The organism is Rothia uropygioeca, from assembly GCF_004136585.1.
Classification (GTDB): Bacteria; Actinomycetota; Actinomycetes; order Actinomycetales; family Micrococcaceae; genus Rothia.
In genome coordinates this window covers 338356-354628 of record NZ_NOIR01000002.1, presented here as the reverse complement: position 1 = coordinate 354628, position 16273 = coordinate 338356, and the positions used below count along the sequence as shown (strand labels likewise).

Genomic DNA, 16273 nt, shown 5'->3' with positions numbered 1-16273 from the left:
TCTCGCGTAGTGACCCAAAGCCCCTGCGAGGGCGTGGTCACCGCTCCAAAACATCCAGCCTGGAGGAATACTGAATGGCCCTGACGGCTCTCGTAAAAGACGAATTGGCGAAGCTCGAGGTTCCGAAGTCCTCGACCCGCCGGGCCGAGGTGGCGACCGTGTTGCGTTTTGCAGGCGGACTGCACCTCGTTTCAGGCCAGATCGTCATCGAAGCCGAGTTGGATCACCGTGCAGCGGCGCAGCGCGTCCAGACCGCGATCGAGGAACTCTACGGACACCGCTGCGAATTGATGACGGTTTCGGGCGGAGCTCTCAAGCGGGGCGGACATTACATGCTTCGCGTCCAGCGCGGAGGCGAGGCCCTCGCACGCCAGACCGGGTTGTTGGACACACGAGGTCGACCCGTTCGCGGCCTGCCTCCCACGGTCGTCAACGGTTCCTTGGCCGATTCGGAGGCCGTGATGCGTGGAGCATTCCTTGCGCATGGTTCCCTGACCGAACCCGGTCGATCGTCCGCTATGGAATTTACGTGTCCCGGCCCGGAAGCGGCCCTGGCTCTCGTCGGCTCGGCACGTCGCCTCGATATCTTCGCCAAAGCCAGAGAAGTCCGCGGCGCGGATCGAGTGGTGGTGCGCGACGGTGAAACCATCGGGCAGCTACTGCGTCGTATGGGTGCTAGCGATGTCCTCTCGCAGTGGCAGGACCGGAGAACGCACCGAGAAGTACGGGCCACGGCCAACCGATTGGCTAATTTTGACGATGCCAACCTTAGGCGTTCGGCCCAGGCGGCCGTCGCGGCGGGCGCCCGAGTCGAACGGGCATTGGAAATATTGGGTGACGACGTCCCAGAACACCTTCACTACGCCGGTCAGCTCAGGCTGGCCCACCGCCACGCGAGCCTTGACGAACTAGGTCGTCTCGCGGATCCGCCCCTGACCAAGGACGCAATCGCTGGCCGCATCCGCCGGCTCCTGGCCATGGCGGACAAACAAGCTTCGGCCGAAGGTATTCCGGGTACAGATACCGCACCCCAGGGGAGCTCTCGCTAGCCCGTTCGCGCCGACGATACCGACGAAGCGCACATCCGAACTCACCGTCTCGTCAGCTGATAGCGCAAATTAGCCACATATTCCCACAAAAGACCACGAAGAGGCCCGCGATGAAGCGACATCTCGGGCCTTTCGCATGTCCCAACTATTGATATTTCGTGCGAAGGCGTGGGTGCGTTTGGAAATTTTTCCGCAAAACACACCCAAACACACATAAAATCACGTAAACTAATAACAGAACCGAACGGAACGCGTTGACGAGGAGTTCCACGAGTCGCGGAAACCTGACGGCGCGCCAGTTCGGCGGGATGGACTCCATACGGAGCCGCCCTCAACGATAAACACTCAAACTGAGGAGTTTGATCACAAGTGACTGTACGTATTGGTATCAATGGTTTTGGTCGTATCGGCCGCAACTTCTTCCGCGCCGTCCGTGAGCAGGGCGAGAACATCGAGATCGTTGCTGTCAACGACTTGACCAGCCCTGAAACCCTTGCTCACCTCCTCAAGTACGACTCCATCCTTGGGCCGTTGAAGGCTGAGGTGGAGGTCAAGGACGGAAGCATCTTCGTCGACGGCAAGAAGCTTGAGGTCCTTTCCGAAAAGAACCCTGCTGACCTTCCGTGGAAGGACCTCGGTATCGACATCGTTCTTGAGTCGACCGGTCTGTTCACCGATGGTGAGAAGGCAAAGGCTCACCTCGAGGCCGGCGCCAAGAAGGTCGTTATCTCCGCACCAGGCACCAACCTGGACGGCACCTTCGTCATGGGCGTGAACGATGACACCTACGACAACGACACCCAGCATGTCGTGTCGAATGCTTCCTGCACCACCAACTGCTTGGCACCGCTGGCCAAGGTTCTGGATCAGAACTTCGGTATCAAAGCCGGACTCATGACCACCATCCACTCCTACACAGCTGACCAGCGTTTGCAGGACGCCCCACACAAGGACCTGCGTCGTGCTCGCGCCGCGGCCGTCAACATGATCCCGACCTCGACCGGTGCCGCTCGTACCGTAGGCAAGGTCTACGAACCGGTTGCCGGCAAGCTGGACGGCATGGCCTTCCGCGTTCCTACCATCACTGGCTCGATCGTTGATCTTTCGCTGTCTTTCGAGAAGGACGTGACCGCCGAAGAAATCAACGCGGCCGTCAAGGAAGCAGCAGAAGGCGACTACAAGGGAATCATCAAGTACACCGAGGATCCCATCGTCTCCACGGACATCGTGGGCGAAGAGATCTCCACCGTGTTCGATGCCGAGCTCACCTCTGTCCTCAACGGTCAGGTCAAGGTCTTCGCCTGGTACGACAACGAGTGGGGTTTCACTTCCCGCACCGTGAAGTTCGTCAATAAGCTGGCTGCAGAGCTCTAAGATAGGGAATGGCTCACTTTCCCTACAACGAGGTTTGGAGAAAATCACCATGGCACATGCTCTCGATGAGCTGATTGCCGATGGTGTCGAGGGCAGGCACGTTCTGGTCCGTTCGGACCTGAACGTGCCTCTCGACGGCACCACGGTGACCGACGATGGTCGAATCAAAGCGTCATTGCCGGTTCTGAAGAAATTGTCCGAAGCGGGCGCTCGGGTGATCGTGATGGCTCACCTCGGCCGGCCCAAAGGCCAGGTTGACCCGCAGTATTCGCTCGCCCCTGCGGCCGCAAGGTTGGCGGAGCTAGCCGACTTCCGGGTCGCCACGGCACATGATGTTGTTGGCGACGACGCTCGTGCCAAAGCCGAGGAACAGAAAAACGGTGACATTCTCGTTATCGAGAACGTACGCTTCGATCCTCGCGAGACAAGCAAAGACGATGCAGAGCGGGCAACATTTGCGGACGAGCTTGTTTCTCTTGCAGGCGAAAACGGCGCATACGTCGACGACGCATTCGGTGCTGTTCACCGGAAGCACGCGTCGGTCTATGACGTCGCCAAGAAACTTCCTGCCTATATGGGTGATTTGGTCAAGACGGAATTGGATGTTCTGTCGACTTTGATCGAGAACCCGGACCGACCCTTCGTGGTGGTCATGGGAGGGTCGAAAGTTTCCGACAAACTTGCCGTTATCGACAACCTGATCGGAAAGGCCGACGCTTTGTTGATCGGCGGTGGCATGGGTTATACCTTCGCGGCGGCTCAAGGCTACAACGTCGGCAAATCGCTCCTGGAGAAGGATCAGATCGAGAACGTCAAGAAGTATCTCGAACGCGGCTCAGCCGAAGGCACCAAGTTCGTCTTGGCCACGGACGTGGTGTGGGCTTCAGCCTTCGCCGCCGACGCACAGAACGAGATCCGACCTATTGAATCGCTCGAAGAGGGCGAGATCGGGCCTGAGGGCTTGGGACTGGACATCGGGCCCGAAACGCAAAAGGTCTTCGCCGAATACATCAAGAAGGCCAGGACCGTATTTTGGAACGGGCCGGTTGGTGTCTTCGAGATGGAGGCTTTCGCCGGCGGCACCAAAACCGTCGCTCAGGCCCTCGCCGACTCGGATGCAATGAGCGTCATCGGCGGCGGGGACTCCGCTTCTGCTGTACGCAACCTCGGTTTCAAGGACGAGGACTTCGGGCATATTTCCACCGGCGGTGGCGCTTCCCTCGAGTTCATCGAGGGCAAAGAGCTGCCCGGCCTCGAAGCTCTCGGAGCCTAGCCGATCTCGGGCGGACCGACCACATCGTGGCCGGTCCGCCTCTTTTCACTCCACGGGCTCTGTGTCACCTTCACGGTGCTGAGCCCGTTTCCTGGCATCACGGACGATGCCCCACGGAAAGGACACGATCTTGACGACACAAACCAACGGTTCCTTCGACCGCACACCGCTGATCGCCGGAAACTGGAAAATGAACATGGACCACGCTGAGGGTGTTGCACTGGTGCAAAAACTCGCGTGGACTCTCGACGACGCCAACTTCGACTACGACCGGGTGGAAGTCGCGGTCTTCCCCCCGGCCACGGATCTCCGATCGGTGCAGTCGCTCGTCAATGGCGACAAACTCAAGATTGAGTACGGTGCCCAGGATCTTTCCGACCAGGATTCCGGCGCCTACACCGGCGACATCTCCGGCGCGTTCCTCAAAAAGCTCGATTGCGAATACGTTCTGGTCGGCCACTCTGAACGACGGACAATTCACCACGAGGACGACGAGCTGTGCTCCAAAAAGGTCGAGGCCGCATACCGCCACGGTCTTACCCCCATTCTCTGCGTGGGCGAGGGGCTGGACGAGCGTCAGGCCGGTAACCACGTGAACTACACGCTGGAACAGCTCCGGGGCTCCCTCAAGGGATTGTCTGCGGAAAACGCGAAGTCCGTAGTCGTAGCGTACGAACCGGTCTGGGCCATTGGCACCGGCGAGGTCGCTGGTCCGGAGGACGCCCAGGAGATGTCGGCAGCCATCCGCGCGGAGCTGGAAAAGCTGTACGATGCGGAAACTGCTGCCGCGGTCCGGATCTTGTACGGAGGTTCAGTCAAGGCTGCCAATGCGGCGGCCACGCTCTCCGAAAAGGACGTCGACGGGGTTCTGGTCGGTGGCGCTTCCTTGAAAGCAGAGGAATTCGCGAATATCGCGCGCTTCGAGAAGCACGTCGTCTCGGAATAGGAACGGATACGTGCGCGGCCCCGTGGGCCCCGCACGATCTAGGCCCTATGTGCGTCGGCCGTCTCGAACTCGGCGCGTCCTTGACCCATGGCGTATAGTCGGGTCGGAAAAAGAAATCGTTTGGCTCCTCAACAGGAGACACCAAGCGCCCTAACGTAGGCACCGAAAGGTCGAAGTGGATATTGTACGTTGGATCCTGCTTGGGATCATCGCGCTGACCAGCATCTTGACGGTCTTCTTTGTCTTGCTCAACAAGGGCAAGGGCGGCGGCCTCTCCGACATGTTCGGAGGAGGCATGACGAGCTCATTGAATTCATCCGGGGTCGCTTCCAAGAACCTCGTTCGATTGACGGTCACCACGGCCATCATTTGGGTGCTTGCGATTATCGGATACGCTCTCTTCTTGCGCTTCACAGCCATCTAGGTCGGTTCGCCGCACAGCCGGAGACTGCAAAGGGCCCGGTCACCACCTCAGAGGTGGTGACCGGGCCCTTGTTGCGGGTGCTTCCTCGTCAGCCTTCCGGACGCGAATCCTTAGCGATCAAGTACAGGGTTTCGGAGAGACCGCGTGCCCCTGAGGCGGGTGTTTCGGACAAGCCGTCTCGGTCGGGATCCTGATCCCGGGCCGCCCAGACTCGTTCGAACGCGTCCCTCTTGTCGGAGCCCGCAACCAGGAACCACATTCGATCGGAATTGTTGATCATGGATCGAGTCATGCTGATTCGTTTCGGGGGAGGCTTGGGGGAGTTCTCCACCCCGACTACGCCCTCGTGCTCCAGGTGGATTTCTTCCTTGCCGGGGAATAGCGATGCAATGTGCCCGTCAGGCCCCATTCCCAAAAGCGACAACGCAAAACGGGGGGAGCTGTGGCCCTCCTCCGCAAAACGTGACAGCTCATCCGCATAGGCCCGAGCAGCCGCATACTGATCGGCATACTCTTCCGCCGCTCCCATGACGTGCAGGTTCGACCCAGGAACAGGCCCGTTGCGGAAGAAAGCGTCGAAAACCTGCTGTGCATTGCGCTCGGGATCGCCGGATGGCAGGAACCTCTCGTCCGACCACCAGATATGCACCAAAGACCAGTCGACAGTTCCGACGAGAATGTTCTGACTCACGGCTTCCCAGATTCCCGTGCCCAGGGAACCACCTGTGATGCTGATGTGGACGACGCTGCCTTGGGCCGTCTGATCGCCGAGGCACAGGAGCAATCTTGCGGCTGCTGCCTCGGCCACCAGATCTTTCGTCGGGTACGCAACGGCGTGAGGGCGAGGATCAGGCATCGTAGACCTCCGTGTAACGTGACGGGTCGCCGGCGGGGACCGGAGCAGCTCCTTGTGTCAGGGTGACTTCCGAGCGGCTCAGCGCCTCGTTGAGCACCTCGCCGAAGACCTCGTCCGGATCCAACCGTCTGAGTTCCTCTGCAAGACACTCCGCCAGAGAACGAACCGGCAGAGCTAGCTGCTGATCTGCGCTCTTGGGGATGGATAGCGTCGCAATATTGCGGCCCGGGCGATAGATCGTGACTTCGCCATCTTCTCGGCACAATGTGACCCTATAGAGGCCGCGGGGCTGCGGACTTTCCCGAATCTCGACTTGTGCATCGAGCCGGTAACCGAGCCAGGTGCCCAGGAGAAGGACAGACGGCGATTTCTCGGATCCCTCGACAATGACCTTGTTGACCGTGTGTTTCTTCGGATCGTCCATGACTGCGGCGAGCTGGATACGCCACAAAGTGAGTCGGGTCCAGGCCAAGTCCGTGTCACCGGGCGCATACCGTTTGCGCAGATTATTCAGTGAGTCCCACGGAACCTCGGCCCGAGCCGAATCGGTGATTCGTCGGTGAGCGATCTTTCCTATCGAATGCTCGGCGGGGCACTCGGGCAGGGAATGAGGCCACCAGGCGACGATAGGAGCGTCGGGCAGCAGAAGAGCGGCAATCAAAGATTCGCTCGGGTGTGCAGACTCTCCCCACCCGCGTAGCACGACGATCTCGCTCGCTCCCGCGTCTCCGCCCATGCTGACTTCCGCGTCCAAGCGGTTCTTGGCGTTCGGGTCGTGCGTGATGTGGACGATGATGCGGCACGGATGCTCGTGGCTGGCCGTAATGGCGGCATCGATCGCTTTCTCCGAGTGGCCCATGTCGGCCATGATGACGAGAGTCAGTACGCGTCCGAGCGTGCGAATGCCGGTCTCCTCGCGCATCAGCGCGAGGGCCTTGTCGACCTCTGAACTGGTGGTGTCTTTGAGAGTACGGATCATTATGGCCTCCTCCAGGCGCGCCCATCGCGGGCCAGTAGTCGATGCGCGGATTCCGGACCCCACGAGCCTGGAGCGTATTCCTCCGGCCTGATCCCGCTCTCTGCCCAGTACTTCTCAAAGGGATCCAGGATCTTCCACGAGAGCTCAACTTCTTCGTGCCGGGGGAACAGCGGCGGTTCGCCGAGAAGGACATCCAGAATCAGGCGCTCGTAGGCTTCAGGGCTGGATTCCGTGAAGGAATGACCGTAGCCGAAGTCCATGCTGACGTCGCGCAGTTCCATCTGCGTACCCGGCACCTTGGAAGCGAATCGGATCGTCACTCCCTCATCGGGCTGGATACGAATCACGATTGCATTCTGCCCAAATTCTTCGTACGAGTTCTCCCGGAACAAGAGATTGGGGGAGCGCTTGAAAACGACCGCAATTTCGGTGACGCGACGTCCGAGACGTTTGCCGGCACGCAGGTAGAACGGCACCCCGGCCCAACGCCGGTTATTGATATCCAGTTTGATGGCAGCGAAGGTTTCAGTTCTGGAATCCGCAGGAATATCCTGTTCTGCCTTGAAGCCTTTGACCTCCTCGCCTCCTTGGAAGCCGTCCGCGTACTGCCCGAGAGATGAATAGCCCTCCACGTCCTCGGGAAGCGTCACGGCTGCCAGAACCTTCGCTTTCTCGTCGCGTAAGTATTCCGCGTCGAAGCTGATCGGCTCTTCCATCGCGGTCAGAGCCAGGAGCTGCAACAGGTGGTTCTGGATGACGTCGCGTGCCGCCCCGACGCCCTCGTAGTAGCCCGCACGCGAGCCGATACCGATGTCCTCGGCCATCGTGATCTGCACGTGGTCCACGTAGTTGGAGTTCCAAAGCGGTTCGAACATCTCATTGGCGAAGCGGAGCGCCAGGATGTTCTGTACCGTTTCCTTGCCCAGGTAGTGGTCGATGCGGAAGACCGAGTCCGCGGGGAAAACGCTTTCTACGATCTCATTGAGCTCGCGAGCGGATTCCAGATCGTGGCCGAAGGGCTTCTCGATCACGACGCGGCGCCAGCCGTCGGCTTGTTCGTGCTCCGCCAGGCCGTTCTCAGCGAGCTGGGCGCAGACCGCTTCGAACGCATTTGGCGGAATGGAGAGGTAGAAAGCATGGTTGCCGCGGGTTCCGCGTGTTTTGTCCAATTCTTCCAGAGTCTCTTTGAGACGCCGGAAGGCATCCGCATCGTCGAACGCGCCTTGGACGAAACGAATTCCGGCGGTCAACTGGTTCCACACGTCCTCGCGGAACGGGGTTCGCGCATGCGCTTCGACGGATTCGCGAACTTGGCCGCGGAAATCGTCATCCGACCAATCGCGACGGCCAAATCCGACGAGGGCGAAACGAGGAGGGAGGAGGCCGCGGTTCATCAAATCATAAATCGCAGGCAGAAGTTTCTTGCGAGCCAGATCGCCCGTGACCCCGAAGAGAACCAGAGCAGACGGGCCGGCTACCCGCGTGAGCCTTCGGTCTTGGGGATCGCGCAGGGGGTTTGATTCTTGTGGAGCGGACACACCAATCCTTTGTTCGAAAAGTGAATCGGTGACTCATCACCGATCGGGAGGGGCCGTGGAGGGCCTGCTCCCAGGCCCTCCACGCGATCACCCTTACTTGCCGAGAGCCTTGGAGACGGTCTCGAGCAATTCTTCCCAGGAATCCTCGAACTTTTTGATGCCTTCTGTCTCGAGCTTCTCGACGACCTCGTTGTAGGAGACACCGATCTTCTCCAAAGCATTGATGTCTGCTTCGGCCTGGTCGTACGTCCCTGAAACGGTGTCGCCCGCGATTTCGGCGTGATCGGCGGTAGCCTCAAGGGTCTTCTCGGGCATGGTATTGACCGTGTTCTGGACGACCAACCCCGTCACGTACATCGTGTCCGGGTAATTTGGGTCCTTGGTGCCCGTCGAGGCCCACAACGGCCGCTGCGGCTTCGCTCCTGCTTCCTCAAGGCGCTTCCAGCGTTCGGTCGAGAATGCTTCCTCGTATACCTGGTAGGCGAGACGAGCGTTGGCGAGACCGGCCTTGCCCTTCAACTCAAGGGCCTCATCGGTACCGATCTTATCCAACTGACCGTCCACCTCAGCGTCGACTCGGGAAACGAAGAACGACGCAACCGAATGGATCTTGCTGAGATCATGACCGTTCTCGAGTGCGCGCTCGAGCCCGATCATGAATGCATTGATCACGGCACGGTAGCGCTCGAGGGAGAAAATCAGGGTCACGTTGACGCTGATACCTTCGGCGATGGTAGCCGCGATCGGTTCGAGACCGGCTTCCGTCGCGGGAATTTTGATCATGACGTTCTCACGGCCCACGGACTCGTGAAGACGTTTCGCCATGGCCACCGTCTCATCGGCCCTGTGTGCCAAACGCGGATCGACCTCGATCGAAACGCGCCCGTCCACACCCTGCGACGAATCATAAATGGTTGCGAAGACATCGCACGCGTCGCGGACATCGTCGGTAGTAACCGTGAAAACGGCCTCCTCGACGTCGGCACCGGCCTGGGCGAGTTCACTCACCTGGGCGTCATAGGCATCTCCCTTGGAGAGAGCCTGCGCGAAAATCGTGGGGTTGGTGGTCACACCGACGACGTTGCGGTTCTCGATGAGCTCGTCAAGGTTGCCCGTGCCGAGCCGTTCGCGGGACAAATCGTCTAGCCAGATCGAGACTCCGGCGTCGGATAGTTTCTGAGTTGATGTTGACATGTTTTTCTCCTCGTGACGTTGAAGGCGTTGGCCAAAAGCACCGGGGCCGCTCATCAAAGTGAGCGGCCCCGGTACCGCGGTCAGACCTTCGAAGCGTGAATGGATTCCTTGGCCGCCTCGGCGACGGCCTCGGACGTGATTCCGAATTCTTTGTACAGGGTCTTGTAGTCGGCCGATGCGCCGAAGTGGTCGAGAGCGACGGCCCGTCCTGTGGTGCCGATCAGATCGTTCCACGACATTGCGGATCCGGCTTCCACGGAAACGCGCGCGGTCACGCTGGCGGGGATCACTGACTCGCGATATCCGGCATCCTGGCGGTCGAACCATTCGCGGCAGGGCATTGAGACTACTCGGGCAGCCACGCCCTCTGTTGCGAGGGCTTCGCGAGCCTCCAGCGCGAGCTCGACCTCCGAGCCTGTCGCGATCAGGATGACGTCGGGAGTCGAATCCGTGTCCGCCAGAACGTACCCACCACGTGCGGCACCCTCTGCCGAGGCGAACTTCTCGCCCTCGACATCGGGATGGATGTCCACACGGGGCACCGTCGGCAAGCCTTGACGGGTCAGAGCCAGCCCGGCAGGACGTTCCTTCTGCTCCAGGATTGTGCGCCAAACGACTGACGTCTCATTGGCATCTGCGGGCCGAACGACGTCGAGGTTCGGGATGGCACGCAAGGTCGAGAGCTGCTCGACTGGCTGGTGAGTCGGCCCGTCCTCGCCGAGGCCGATCGAGTCGTGGGTCCACACGTAGATCGAGGGTACGCCCATGAGAGCCGACAGGCGGATCGCGGGACGCTGATAGTCGCTGAAGATCAGGAAGGTTCCGCTGAAGGCGCGGGTCGGGGAGGAAAGAACGATTCCGTTGACGATGGCCGCGGCAGCGTGTTCGCGAATCCCGAAGTGCAGAACCCTACCGTAAGGATTAGCGGTGAACTTTTTGGTCGAACGGCTCGACGGGTTGAAGGAGTCTGCCGATTCGATCGTGGTGTTGTTGGAGCCGGCCAGGTCGGCCGAACCGCCCCAGAGCTCGGGGAAAGTTTCAGCGATCGCGTTGATGACCTTGCCGCTCGCTGCGCGGGTCGCCAAAGAGGCTCCGGCTTCGAAGACAGGGAAGGACTCCTTGTAGTCCTCGGGCAGCCCGCCCTCGGACAAGCGCTTGTACAACTTTGCCGCTTGCGGATTCTCTTCCTGCCATTCGCGGAAGGACTTCTCCCATTCTTCGCGCTCACGGTGAGCACGTTCCTTGACTTCACGCGTATGCGCAAGGATGTCATCTTCGATCTGGAATGACTTCTCAGGATCGAAGTCGAGGATTTCCTTGACGGCCTTGACCTCGTCGCCGCCCAAAGCGGAACCGTGGATGCCGCCGGTGTTTTGTTTATTGGGAGCAGGCCAGCCAATGATGGTCTTCAATGCGATCAGCGTCGGCTTGTTAGTGACTTTCTTGGCCTCGCGAATCTGGTCGAAGAGCTCCTCGACGTTCTCGGCGTAGCCGCTACCGCCATTGGTCCAATCGACGGAACGAACGTCCCAACCGTAGGCCTCGTAGCGCTGGGCGACATCCTCGGTGAACGCAACGTCGGTGTCGTCTTCGATCGAGATCTGGTTCTGGTCATAGAAGACAATGAGATTGCCCAACTGCTGGTGCCCGGCGAGTGAGGATGCCTCTGAGGTGACGCCCTCCTCCAGATCGCCGTCGGAGGCAATCGTGTAGACGGTGTGATCGAAGGGGCTCGCGCCTTCCGGAGCCTCGGGATCGAAGAGCCCGCGCATGCGACGCTGCGCATAGGCGAAGCCGACGGAAGAAGCCAGACCCTGACCCAAGGGACCCGTCGTGATTTCAACGCCCTTGGTGTGCTTGTATTCGGGGTGGCCGGGAGTCAATGAGCCCCATGTGCGGAGAGCCTCAAGGTCTTTGAGTTCCAGGCCGTAACCGGACAGGAAAAGCTGAATGTAGAGGGTCAATGATGAATGCCCGGGGGAGAGCACGAACCTGTCCCGCCCGGCCCAACGATCGTCGGTCGGGTCGTGACGCATGACCTTTTGATGAAGGAGATAGGCCAAGGGGGCGAGGCTCATGGCCGTACCCGGATGCCCGTTGCCGACCTTTTCCACGGCGTCCGCCGCCAATACACGGACGGTATCGACCGCGCGCTGGTCCTTTTCCGTCCATTCGAGCTTCCCATTCAGATTCGGCACGAAATGCCCCTTTCTCCGCAGACATCGGCGATAACCATCACGTCGAGCGTGATCCTGGTCCCGCCACTTCTGTCTACAACCATAATTGACTGGCCCCTTTGAGGTCAGCGGTGTGAGCCGACAGCGGAAGACAGGTTCACAATCGGCAGACGAGACGGAAATATCACGGTTTCCTCTAGGGAGGGAACATGGGTCCGTTATATGATGAGAGTTGCTTTCAACCCCGCGGACCACTCGTTGTACCGCTCGCGCCGCGGGATCCGGTTTATCGCCGGTCACCGGAGTCAATCATGAAGGGTCGATGAGTGAAGCGCCAAAGTTTTAGCGACACATCGCCCGCCGCGCGCACACCTACTGATGCCGCCGCGCCGGGCTCTGATTCCCGCGTTGCGTCGCTTCCGGGGGGTTCCAGCGCCAGTCCGCTCGATCACGGTCCCTTCGGCAACGGCAAAATAGGTCTTGGACGAAAGCTCAAAGCTTTCTTCCTTTTGACCAAACCGCAAGTCATCGAACTTCTCCTGGTGACCACGGCCCCGACCATGATCTTTGCCGCGGGTGGGTTGCCCAGCCTGTGGCTCATCCTCAACACGATGATCGGTGGAGCGATGGCGGCCGGAGGTGCCGGCGCTTTCAATTGTTACATTGACCGTGAGGCCGATCGCCTCATGAAACGCACTGAACGGCGGCCCCTGGTCACCGGAGAGATCACCGACCGCCAAGGGTTGATCTTCGCGTGGGGACTCTCGATAGTTTCCGTTGTTTACTTGACGCTACTGGTCAATCCTTTGGCGGGCGCGCTCGGCCTCGCGGCGATCCTGCTTTACGTCGTCTTCTACACGATGATTCTGAAGCGTCGCACCGCTCAGAACATCGTGTGGGGCGGTATCGCCGGGTGCATGCCGGTCTTCATTGCGTGGGCAGCCGTTGAGAACAAGCTCAGTTTCTCGTCCCTCGTGCTGTTCGTCATCATCTTCCTGTGGACCCCACCGCACTACTGGCCCTTGTCCATGAAGTACGCGGAGGACTATCAGCGGGCCGGAATTCCTATGCTGGGCGCGATTGCCTCGGCAAAGGCCGTTTCGGTTCAAGTCGTCCTGTACGCATGGGCTACCGTCATCTGCTCTTTGATGCTCATCCCGGTCGGCGGTGCCGGCTGGGTATACGGTCTCACCGCGTTGGTTTCCGGCGCCTGGTTCATCTGGAAGTGTCACCAGTTGCACCAGCAAGCGCTTGCCGAAGAGGCTACCTCACGCACGGCAATGGTGGTATTCCATGCCTCCATCACGTATCTGACGTTGGTTTTCGTTGCACTGGCCATTGACCCATTCGTCGGAGGCCCCGTCCTCTAATCCATTGCGCGAGGAAACAACGCCTCAGTTGGATCGAGAAGCCGCATCGCTGCGTATTAAGCGGTGCGGCTTCTTCATTGTGGACCGCGCTCCATATGTGGAGATCACCAGGGCCCGTTCGGCGCCCACGGAGCGGCGGACCAGGGCCCGCATGCGCCTCAGGTCTCCCAGAGGCGCATGCGGGCCCTGCGGTGGTGGAATGGTGCTCGGCTCCTAGACGATGCCGTTGGCCTCAGCGATCTCCACGCGGCTTTCCGCGAGGTCCCTGAGCGTTGGAGTCCCTAGCACAACCATGCGCTCGAACAAGCAGGTAACGGACCAGATCAGCAGTCCGGCACCGATCAGATGGAACCACACCAATACCCCTGGCGAGCCCGTGAAGTACTGTGTGTAGCCGATCGCGCCCTGGAAAAGCATGACGATGACGATGGTCCAAGCGCTCTTGGATACGGCAGGGGCCCAATTCTTGCGCTTCGCAAGGACCAGGATAGCGACGATGAGCAGCAATAGTATCCAGACCGGAATGGTGTGGAATCGGGTGACCACCTCCGGATTGAATGCATGGCGGGCACTGTCGGTGTCACCGGAGTGGGGGCCGGTACCGGTGACCAAGGTTCCCATGTAGACGGCGATGGTGGTGACGACAGCGATCACAACGCCAAGGAACCTCTGGAGATTGTCCGGGCCCGGACGGTCACTCAAACGTTCGGTCTCGATCACGCGACGCATTGAATACCGACGGACGCGGGCGTAGAAGATCGCGGCCATGGCGACCATGACACCGGAGAGCATGAAGTGCACACCAACCATCCAAGGATTGAGTCGCAGCCAAACGGAGACTCCGCCGACAACCGCCTGGACGATGACTCCGAGGCCAAGGGCTAGGGCAATGTAGAACAGGTCCGTGTAGCGCCCACGCAGTCGCCACACTGAAATGAACGTCAATAGGGCCACGATGCCGACCGCGCCGGTGAGCGTCCTGTTGCCGAATTCGATGAATCCATGAATCCCCATGGCGGGGACGTTCGTCCAGGTCTCCGACGTGCAACGAGGCCACGTAGGGCATCCCAAGCCAGAGCCGGTCAGGCGCACCAGGCCACCCGTCAGCACGAGCAAGAAGTTCACCAAAATCGATGCGATTCCCAGAAGTCGTACCCAGGCGTTGACATTCAGGGGAATGAAACGGTCAATGAAAGAACCTCGGGTCGGGAGGGATCTCGTGGTCATGGTTGAACCTCAAATAGCTGGCGATGGTTTCGGATATGCAATGCCCTTCTCATTATTCGCTTTCCGCCCCTCCGGATGCGAACGCGCCGACCGTGGTCATGACCACTTGAACCACCGCTTGGCGGCGAGGCCAGCGACGAGAATCCACATCACCAGAACCAAATGCGGCCACCAAGCAAATTGATGGTTGAGCATGTCAGAGCGAAGCGCGGCGCCCAATGCACCAGAAGGAAGCAACTCGATGAGCCATGAAGCGGCGCCGGGGAATTGATGCGCGGGGATCAAAGAACCACCCACGGTGGCCAAAACCACCCAGACTGTGTTGACCACGGCGAGTGTCGCCTCGGCTCGGACCACGCCGGCTACTAGAAGGCCGATGGCCGTGAAAGCGGCGGCGCCTACAATCAGGGTAGGAAGAGACAAGAGGAAGCCCAGAACGCTGGGGTTCCAACCGAGGGCGAAACCGACGACGCCCATAACGACGTACTGAATGACCACGACCGAAAGAACGGCAACTCCTTTTCCCGCGATGAGTCCGCCGCGACCGAGCGGCGTCGTCGAGAGGAATCGGAGCACACCATAGCGTCGGTCGAATCCCGTAGCGATTCCCTGACCTGAGAGCGCCGTCGACATCGCACACAACGCGAGCACGCCGGGCATTGCGACGTCCACCCGGGAGCCGCCGAAATGCTCGGCCCAGGTATCCAGGAATCCGGTGAACGCCAGTCCGAAGAGGGCCATGAGGGGGAACAGGATCAGGAGCATGAGCTGTTCGCCGTTCTTGAGCATCGAGATGGTCTCGTACCGACCCTGCGCGAGGATCCTGCTCCAGGACGATGCAGGCTGGCGTGGTGAGGATTCTGGGGCATTCCATGCGGTGCTCTGCGAGTCCGCCATGGTGGCATCTTGGCTCATCGGAGGGTCCTCCCGGAAATATCTAGGAACAGGTCTTCCAGGCTGCGGGGCTTGAGCTCGAGGCTCGTGGGCAGCTCCCCGTCCGTTGCCCACGTATCTGCGAGGTGTGCCAGGTGCTGGGGACGAATTGCGCCGGAGATTTCATACGAACCCGCATGCTCTTCCTTGACCGTGAGACCTCCCGAGAGGGACTCGGGGAATAGGTCGCACAGTTCAAGTCCGGGACGCGAGATCGAGAACCGCAGCGTCTGACGGTCCTGACTGCTGTAGAGCAATTCGTCGACTTGCCCCTCGATGACGTTGCGGCCTTCATCGACGATGTATACGTAGTCAGCGAGTCGCTGGGCATCGTCCATGAGGTGGGTGGTCAGTACGATGCAGGTCCCAGCCTCTTTGACTTCCCGGACGAGATCGAAGACGACGCGCCGGGATTGAGGATCCAAGCCGGCGGAGGGCTCGTCAAGGAAGAGGACCTCGGGGTTGCCCACCAGGGCCGCGGCCAATGCGACACGTTGTTTCTGCCCGCCGGAGAGACGGCGAATATTGGTTCGGTTGAACGAGTCGATTCCCAACCGGGATACCAAGGAATCCAGATCCGCAGGATACCTGTACATCGACGCGACGTGCCGAAGAAGCGGAATGGGCCGGATGGCCTGGGGAAGCCCACCGTCCTGAAGCATAATGCCGACCCGCGCCCTGAGCGCCGGACCTGCCGCCCAAGGGTCTTCACCCAGAAGACGAACCGACCCTGCGGTGGGTTTCTGGAGCCCCTGTGCGCAGGCGAGAGTGGTCGACTTGCCCGCGCCGTTGGCCCCCAGAAGTGCCGTGACTTTGCCATGGGCCGCACGTAGACTGATCCCATCGACGGCCCGGAACGTGGTCGGACTCACAGGGTTCGAGGACGGCTGGACGCGGCTCCTACGAGGTGCAGGGAATTCCTTGCGCAGATCG

14 protein-coding genes are annotated in these 16273 nt (G+C 60.2%); 6 read left to right on the top strand and 8 right to left on the bottom strand.

The genetic code is table 11. The features are described from left to right. Positions 1-74 precede the first annotated feature (74 nt). The 5 genes from whiA to secG all read left to right on the top strand — a co-directional run bounded on the left by whiA (position 75) and on the right by secG (position 5066). Entirely contained in the window at positions 75-1049 is a 975-nt protein-coding gene (gene whiA / locus EWR20_RS05850) for a DNA-binding protein WhiA (protein WP_129359697.1), read from the top strand. 369 nt (positions 1050-1418) lie between these two features. Further along, complete coding sequence (gene gap / locus EWR20_RS05845) at positions 1419-2423, top strand: type I glyceraldehyde-3-phosphate dehydrogenase (RefSeq protein WP_129359696.1); 1005 nt, start codon at positions 1419-1421, stop codon at positions 2421-2423. Positions 2424-2472: 49 nt separating this feature from the next. Then, entirely contained in the window at positions 2473-3696 is a 1224-nt protein-coding gene (locus tag EWR20_RS05840) for a phosphoglycerate kinase (RefSeq protein WP_129359695.1), read from the top strand. A 130-nt stretch (positions 3697-3826) separates the two neighbouring features. Continuing rightward, complete coding sequence (tpiA, locus tag EWR20_RS05835; protein WP_129359694.1) at positions 3827-4642, top strand: triose-phosphate isomerase; 816 nt, start codon at positions 3827-3829, stop codon at positions 4640-4642. Positions 4643-4817: 175 nt separating this feature from the next. Beyond that, positions 4818-5066, top strand: coding sequence for a preprotein translocase subunit SecG (secG, locus tag EWR20_RS05830; RefSeq protein WP_129359693.1), 249 nt, complete (start codon positions 4818-4820; stop codon positions 5064-5066). Positions 5067-5154: 88 nt separating this feature from the next. Here the strand turns inward: secG and pgl are convergent, their stop codons facing one another. The 5 genes from pgl to tkt all read right to left on the bottom strand — a co-directional run bounded on the left by pgl (position 5155) and on the right by tkt (position 11831). Further along, entirely contained in the window at positions 5155-5922 is a 768-nt protein-coding gene (gene pgl, locus EWR20_RS05825) for a 6-phosphogluconolactonase (RefSeq protein WP_129359692.1), read from the bottom strand. Continuing rightward, complete coding sequence (locus EWR20_RS05820; RefSeq protein WP_129359691.1) at positions 5915-6901, bottom strand: glucose-6-phosphate dehydrogenase assembly protein OpcA; 987 nt, start codon at positions 6899-6901, stop codon at positions 5915-5917. Before EWR20_RS05820 ends, pgl begins: the two co-directional genes overlap by 8 nt. Further along, the gene (zwf, locus tag EWR20_RS05815) at positions 6901-8412 is read right to left on the bottom strand and encodes a glucose-6-phosphate dehydrogenase (RefSeq protein ID WP_129360136.1); all 1512 of its coding nucleotides are present in this window, start codon (positions 8410-8412) and stop codon (positions 6901-6903) included. Before zwf ends, EWR20_RS05820 begins: the two co-directional genes overlap by 1 nt. Positions 8413-8532: 120 nt before the next feature. Next, on the bottom strand, positions 8533-9633 hold the full coding sequence (gene tal, locus EWR20_RS05810; protein ID WP_129359690.1) for a transaldolase: 1101 nt from the start codon (positions 9631-9633) through the stop codon (positions 8533-8535). A gap of 80 nt (positions 9634-9713) precedes the next feature. Then, positions 9714-11831, bottom strand: coding sequence for a transketolase (gene tkt, locus EWR20_RS05805; RefSeq protein WP_129359689.1), 2118 nt, complete (start codon positions 11829-11831; stop codon positions 9714-9716). Positions 11832-12283: 452 nt separating this feature from the next. Here tkt and EWR20_RS05800 point away from each other — a divergent pair, with 452 nt between their 5' ends. Beyond that, positions 12284-13180 carry a heme o synthase gene (locus EWR20_RS05800; protein WP_129360135.1) on the top strand — a complete coding sequence of 299 codons (897 nt, stop codon included), beginning with the start codon at positions 12284-12286 and terminating at the stop codon, positions 13178-13180. 213 nt (positions 13181-13393) lie between these two features. Here the strand turns inward: EWR20_RS05800 and EWR20_RS05795 are convergent, their stop codons facing one another. The 3 genes from EWR20_RS05795 to EWR20_RS05785 all read right to left on the bottom strand — a co-directional run bounded on the left by EWR20_RS05795 (position 13394) and on the right by EWR20_RS05785 (position 16212). Then, positions 13394-14407, bottom strand: a complete 1014-nt coding sequence (locus EWR20_RS05795) for a COX15/CtaA family protein (protein WP_129359688.1) — start codon at positions 14405-14407, stop codon at positions 13394-13396. 96 nt (positions 14408-14503) lie between these two features. Continuing rightward, positions 14504-15322 (bottom strand): ABC transporter permease, encoded by an 819-nt coding sequence (locus tag EWR20_RS05790; RefSeq protein ID WP_238147609.1) that lies wholly within the window; start codon positions 15320-15322, stop codon positions 14504-14506. Continuing rightward, positions 15319-16212 (bottom strand): ABC transporter ATP-binding protein, encoded by an 894-nt coding sequence (locus EWR20_RS05785; protein ID WP_238147648.1) that lies wholly within the window; start codon positions 16210-16212, stop codon positions 15319-15321. The genes EWR20_RS05790 and EWR20_RS05785 overlap by 4 nt, the downstream gene beginning before the upstream one ends. Positions 16213-16273: the final 61 nt, after the last annotated feature.